The sequence below is a fragment of the Anthropogastromicrobium sp. genome (assembly GCF_037349415.1).
In the GTDB taxonomy this organism is placed as follows: domain Bacteria; phylum Bacillota; class Clostridia; order Lachnospirales; family Lachnospiraceae; genus Anthropogastromicrobium; species Anthropogastromicrobium aceti.
Genome location: NZ_JAXWCK010000039.1, coordinates 42,999 through 49,388 on the forward strand (window position 1 = coordinate 42,999; position 6,390 = coordinate 49,388).

General features: G+C 38.8%; 7 protein-coding genes. 1 reads left to right on the top strand and 6 read right to left on the bottom strand.

The genetic code is table 11. From position 1 onward, the window contains the following. Positions 1-9: 9 nt before the first annotated feature. From WJP93_RS09605 to WJP93_RS09630, 6 genes are all read right to left on the bottom strand, one after another. Positions 10-456 carry a threonine/serine exporter family protein gene (locus WJP93_RS09605; RefSeq protein WP_337547964.1) on the bottom strand — a complete coding sequence of 149 codons (447 nt, stop codon included), beginning with the start codon at positions 454-456 and terminating at the stop codon, positions 10-12. Between the two features lie 2 nt (positions 457-458). Continuing rightward, entirely contained in the window at positions 459-1,217 is a 759-nt protein-coding gene (locus tag WJP93_RS09610; RefSeq protein ID WP_118614680.1) for a threonine/serine exporter family protein, read from the bottom strand. Positions 1,218-1,246: 29 nt separating this feature from the next. Continuing rightward, complete coding sequence (locus WJP93_RS09615; protein WP_337547968.1) at positions 1,247-2,596, bottom strand: MATE family efflux transporter; 1,350 nt, start codon at positions 2,594-2,596, stop codon at positions 1,247-1,249. Between the two features lie 73 nt (positions 2,597-2,669). Continuing rightward, complete coding sequence (locus tag WJP93_RS09620; RefSeq protein WP_337547970.1) at positions 2,670-3,707, bottom strand: S66 peptidase family protein; 1,038 nt, start codon at positions 3,705-3,707, stop codon at positions 2,670-2,672. Positions 3,708-3,821: 114 nt separating this feature from the next. Then, positions 3,822-4,055, bottom strand: coding sequence for an aspartate dehydrogenase (locus tag WJP93_RS09625; RefSeq protein WP_118614676.1), 234 nt, complete (start codon positions 4,053-4,055; stop codon positions 3,822-3,824). 30 nt (positions 4,056-4,085) lie between these two features. Then, positions 4,086-4,598 (bottom strand): DUF3592 domain-containing protein, encoded by a 513-nt coding sequence (locus tag WJP93_RS09630; protein WP_337547972.1) that lies wholly within the window; start codon positions 4,596-4,598, stop codon positions 4,086-4,088. 778 nt (positions 4,599-5,376) lie between these two features. Here WJP93_RS09630 and WJP93_RS09635 point away from each other — a divergent pair. Further along, a partial coding sequence (locus WJP93_RS09635; protein WP_337547974.1) for a sulfite exporter TauE/SafE family protein occupies positions 5,377-6,390 on the top strand: 1,014 nt, incomplete at its 3' end.

The following is a 6,390-nucleotide window of genomic DNA, read 5'->3' on the forward strand; positions in this document are numbered from 1 at the left end:
TTTTATTCCTCACTTTTTGTTTTTCTTTATACTTCTAAGAAAATAGCAAATCGACCACGCAATACTCATTCCTGCTGCAATTCCAAAAGCAAAAAGAAAGGTATCACGTCCATATTCCAAAGCTCGAACAGTATTTCCTTCCAAAATGCTGTTCATACAATAATAAAGAGTGCTTCCAGGAATCAGAGGTATTACGGAAGTGACAAAAAAAGAAGTAGATGTTTCCTTACAGATTCTTGCAAGAATTTCCGCATACACATCTGTAACAAAACTAGCAAACAGTGTTGGGAGAAAAATATTTCCCCAGAAGGCTTTTCCCAGAATAAACATCATCCAGCTAATAAGAGCGCCGGCTGCTGCCAAAGGCAAATATTTTCTTTTCATATGAAAAAGGATTCCGAATCCTACAGAACCAATAGCTCCGGTAATTAATTGTACAATGAGTGTTTCATTCAAAGTCAAAACCTCCCAAATAAAATAACTGCTCCCATAAATCCAAGTGCCAGTGCCGCGGCAAGGAGTAACGCAGCAATCAGGCGTATGATTCCGGAGAGTGTATCACCAATAAGTACATCTCTAATTGCGTTTGTTGACATCAGCCCCGGAATCAAAAGCATAATGTCACCGATCATAATCTTATCCATGCTAAGAAATGGACACAGCAAAGTTAATAAACAGATCGCACAACCCGTAAGAAAAGACGCCACAAACTGAAAAGTCACTTCATTCATGCACACTGGACGAAGATATTTCTGTAATCCCCAGATCAAAACAGCACCAAGTCCTGCTGCAACAGCATCCAGAAAACTTCCGCCATAAAAAAAAGCAAAACTACATGCCCCCAAAATGCTTCCCATAAGTTTCCACAACTGTTTTGCTTTATTTATGTTAATTTCATCAAATTCCTTCTTAAGCTCTGCTGCTGGAATGGGATGATTACAGAAACGGCGACTCAAGTCATTTAACTGCTCCAGTTTGGTAAAATCATTTCCATAACTTTCCCTGATCCGCCTAGTCTGTGTCCGCGCTCCTTCTCCTGGAAATTCCATAGTAATAACGATACTAGATGTAATTACAAAAACATTCATCTGTGTAGCACCACAGGCATATCCCATTCGATTCAGCGTATCCTCCACCCTAAAAATCTCTGCACCGCTGCTTAACAGCGCTTCACCCATATCAAGAAAAATACGTAAAAACTCTTTGGACGTCTGCATAATAATACTCCTTTGATTTTATAACTCTATCACATCTCAGGCTCTTTTTCCACCAAATTTTGCTTTTTGATTTTATAATACAACAGTCCCACAATATCTGCCAGCGCCCATCCGATTGGAACTGACCACCAGATGCCAACCACACCTATTGCCGGTATTGCAGACAATATATATGCCAACGCCACTCGTGTTCCAAGTGAAAATACTGTAAGTACTACACTCATTCCCGGTCTGCCCAAAGCACGATACAGACCATACAGCAAAAACAGCCATCCGATTCCAATATAAAATGCACCTTCTATGCGCAAGTAACGGACTCCTTCCATTATAATAGCCGTTTCTTTTGCATCCACAAATATCATCATAAGTGGTTTTGCGAATATATACACAAACGCTGATACCACTACACAGAAAATTGCAGATATACGAACCGCCGCTTTTAGCCCCTGCTGTATTCTCTTCTTTTCTTTTGCTCCATAATTTTGTGCAATAAATGTAGAAAATGCGTTTCCAAAGTCCTGCACAGGCATATATGCAAAAGCATCTATCTTTACAGCAGCCGCAAACGCTGCCATGACAACAGTTCCAAAGCTGTTTACCAGCCCCTGTACCATAAGTATTCCAAGATTCATTACAGACTGCTGAATGCATGTCAGCATTGAAAAAGAAATAATTTCTCTGATTCGTTCTTTTTTCAGATATCTGATTTTCCAGATTGCACACACCTGTTTATAACGCATAAGTGTATAAACCATTATGCCAACACCTGACAGATACTGTGAAATCACTGTCGCCTGCGCTGCTCCTGCCACTCCAAGTTTCAAGCCAATGACAAACCAAAGGTCAAGAATAATATTGAGTATTGATGACACTGCCAGAAATGCAAGTGGTATAACAGAATTACCTATTGCCCTAAGATATGAGGCAAAGTAATTGTATAAAAAAACTGCCGGAATCCCCATAAAGATTACAAACAGATATTCTTTCATGTCACCCCACACTTCATCCGGAACTCTTAGAAAAGTTCGAAGCCCACTAAGGCTAATATAGGCAATAATATTAAGTAATATCGTCACAGCAGTAATAAAGAAAAAAGATGCGCAGATATCCTCTTTAAGACCATTTTCGTCCCTCTGCCCAAATCTGATAGAAAACAATGCACCACTTCCCATACACAGACCAAGAATAATTGACGTTATAAACGTCATAAGCGTAAATGATGAACCTACTGCTGCAAGTGCCTTTTCCCCAAGAAACTGTCCAACTATAAGTGTATCTGCAATATTATAGCATTGCTGAAGCAGATCACCAAGTATCATTGGAATGGCGAATAAAAGCATTGACTTTACAACAGATCCTTTTGATAAATCCCTATTCATTATTTTTTCTCCAAAACGTAAGTTTTATATTTCGTTATGCAATAATTATAGGCTGATTGCACTGGGCTTGATATTAAGCGAATCTGATTTTCTGATTTACTGCATCCACCTCAGCCTCTATGCCAAATGGAATGATACATCTTGGTGTTGCATGTCCAATATTTATGTTTGCAACAACTGAGATATTGGGATTATCTATTACATCTACAATAATTTTTTTGTATTCATCAAAATAGAGTTCATTCATTGGCTTACCGCATATCACGCCTGAAACCACATCAAAGACTCCCACCTTTTTTAAGGTCTCTACCATCTTTCTGTAGTGCTTAGGATCCGGTTGTTCTTCACTTGTTTCAAGAAGAAGTATTTTCCCCCTCCAGTCCTCTAAACTAGGGAAAAGATTGTATTTTTCGCATAGAGAAATGGTATCTGGATATCTGCTGTTATCAAATATATCATACATACTTTCAAGACAGCCTCCCAGAATCTTTCCTGCAAAAACAGGCTTTCCTTGAAGAAGTTGAAATCCCTCATTTTCATGTTTTGTTCTTTCAGTACCAACTGCACTTTCGGACCAATCAGTTCTCTCTTCATACCACACATCACTCGGTACAATTTCCTTGATGTTTCCTGTTTTGATTAATTCTTCAAAAAACTTCTTTGTATAAGGCAGCATATCATCTTCCATTTCACATACATCTGTCAGAAATGACTGACCATAAAATGTCCCAAATCCCAACTTATGCAGCATAAGATGATTCATTGTAGTATCTGAAAATCCAAGCAATATTTTTCTCTTTTTTGCTTTTTCAATAGCTTCTTTAAGTTCATTGTTTTTAAACAGATATGGAAGAAGTCGATATGTATCATCTCCTCCAATAGCACAAAGAATCATATCAACTTCTTCATCACATATTGCTGCAAGAAGATCATTTGCCCTCTCCTTTGGATGATTTTTTACATACTCAATCCCCTTCATTGCATGGGGCATAATTTTTACATTCAATCCAAATTGTTCTAATCTTTTAAGCCCTATATTAACTTCATGCTTTACAAAATCTTCACCTATCGTTCCTGCTGAAAGGCTCACAATTGCTACAGTCTTAATCATAACTCTCCTCGCAAACTCGGTTTTATTGTTTTGATAGCTAATCTTCCTTCGCCATCACGCTTACATGGTCTATTCTCTTTTCGTACATCAACGGCACATCCACATTCTCAGATCTTAATAAATCTTTTTAATTGTTCCTGTTATACCATATTCGTTCTGAAAATTTTCCAAATCCTGTGAAGTCCTAATTAACATGACTTCCTCAAATTTTCCCGTACTCAAATTAAGAAATCCTGCCACTTGCTCTCCTGTACAAATACTGCATCGTATCACTGGTTCTTCATAATTTGAATCATATTGTTTTTCGTGTTTAGAAAATTTCCGACTTATTTTTTCTACAAGTTTCATTCTAGCACCTCTTTTCTGTGAATGTATCGGTTAGGTTCTTTTGACAGATGCGTGTTTGAAAATATCCAAAACCATGATTATAACAACAACTGCGCCAACAGGAATCGCCATGCAGCAAAGTAAAAAAGTAATAATATCATTGTCGGGCTTAATCTTATAGCTGCCCTTTGATGTGCGATAAACTTCAACTGAAACTTCATCGCCTCTGCGAATCTTGTCCTGAAATGGCAGGCTGTTTTTTAGCTCGTTCTGACCGAAAACAAAATAAGTCCTTCCTTTGTAAATTGTTCCGTCAACAACAAAGGAAACCTTTGTATTGTATTCTGAACGGATTAAGATATCAGCATCATTTTTTTCATCCTTTCGGCGACATTCCTCAACGACAGCATTAACAGTCCTGATATCAGTGGAATTTTTGTACTCTTGGTTTTCAATCTTATTAGAAACGATGCCATAAATTCCAGCAACAATCAAGCTAATACCTATCAAAAGACCAAGTAAAGAGATCTTGATATCACTCTTTTTTGAAGAATTTTTTTCCATAGTAATCCTCCCTTCATCACCTTCATAATTAACTATATTGTACCATGTCAATTGTACCACGTCAATTAGCCTGGTATGAAGTAATCTCTTATGTACGCAGTCAGATTCTTAAAACATTACTTGAAATGATGTGAGTTGATAATTTCGATTCCATTACAATCAGCCGTTTGACAGCAAAAGCAGAGGTTGGCCGTGCATCCTTTTATCGTAATTATCAAACAAAAGAAGACGTCCTGCGTCAGGAAGCAGAACGTCTTAATTTGGATTATAGAATGGCTCAGACGTGGCATGAAAGAAAGCAGTGCTGAACTTATCGCTATGTTTAAAAATAGTGAATAAACTTTATGTGCCCATGCAAAGGCATTCTGCACGCTATTTTCCCTTAAATTCCTTTAAGTAAATAACCATCATACCACTTTTTTACTTTATCAAAATCCCTATTATACTTTTCGCAGAGTTTTTTTACTTCATCTTCGGTAAAACCAACGTATTGAGCCAGTTCATCTGCTTGCAGGCTTCGTGAACAGTCCTTTGTATGCACGGCTAGCGATAGGTTCATTTGTCTGCGTTCGAGAGACGTAAGTAGCACGGCATCAAAAACTTTACAAACATCGGTCATAGCTTTTAGTGTGTATTTTCGGAGCGAAGCTCCGCTTTTGATACCACGTCCATAGGAGCTATGCACCGCATGGGCGTGGAGACTTCATCATAACAGTTTTTGCTTTGATTGATTTTTCTTAAAATCAACTTTATCTTTGTTACAGGAAAGGACAAAACAGTGGAACATGCAAAATTATACATCAATGGAATGACCTGTATCAATTGCCAAACACGAATCCAAAATGCTCTAACAAAACATCCCGGAATCACACAGGCTGCTGTCAGTTATGAGACTGAAACAGCAGACATTTTGTATGATTCATCTGTTATCTCACTCAAGCAAATTCAAGGCTTAATTGATGAACTAGGCTATAGTGCTTCGGTTCAAAAAACATCGCGCGCAAAGATAGTCAACCAGACTTTGCGCGAACTTGACATCATTGTGATTCTTTATTTTCTTTTACGGCATTTTGGTATTTTAAATTACTTGGCACCAGCTTCGTTAGCGGATGCGCAAATGGGCTACGGCATGCTATTTGTGATCGGTTTGATTACCTCGGTTCACTGCATTGCAATGTGCGGCGGCATTAATCTGTCACAAACGCTGCAAAAAGATTCTGAGCCATCTGCGAACGTATCTCGTGCGATGTTTCAAAATGCAGCTGCCTATAATGCCGGACGTATTATTTCTTACACGATAATCGGAGGAATACTCGGCGGCATCGGTGCGTTTACTGGAATGGCAGGAACGCTGCAAACTTCATCGTTTTTTCAAGGTCTTTTAAAACTGCTTGCTGGTGCCTTGATGGTTGTGATGGGAATTAACATGCTCGGTCTTTTTCCAGGACTGCGCCGTTTTCACCTGCGAATTTCTATGCCACTTTTTCAAAAAGGCAAGCAAAAAGATGCTTCAAAAGGAATTTCAAAGAGAAGTAATGCTTCCCACAGGCGCAGAACACCTTTTATCATCGGCTTGTTTAATGGCCTGATGCCTTGTGGTCCTCTGCAGTCGATGCAGATCGTTGCATTAGCCTCTGCCAATCCATTTACCGGAGCGCTGTCGATGTTTTTCTTTGCGCTTGGTACCATTCCGCTGATGCTCGGATTTGGCTCGATTGTAGCCGGTCTTGGCAAACACTTTACAAAAGTCGGGCGGGAAAGCCAAGAAACTTTTTGCAATTATCGGACAATG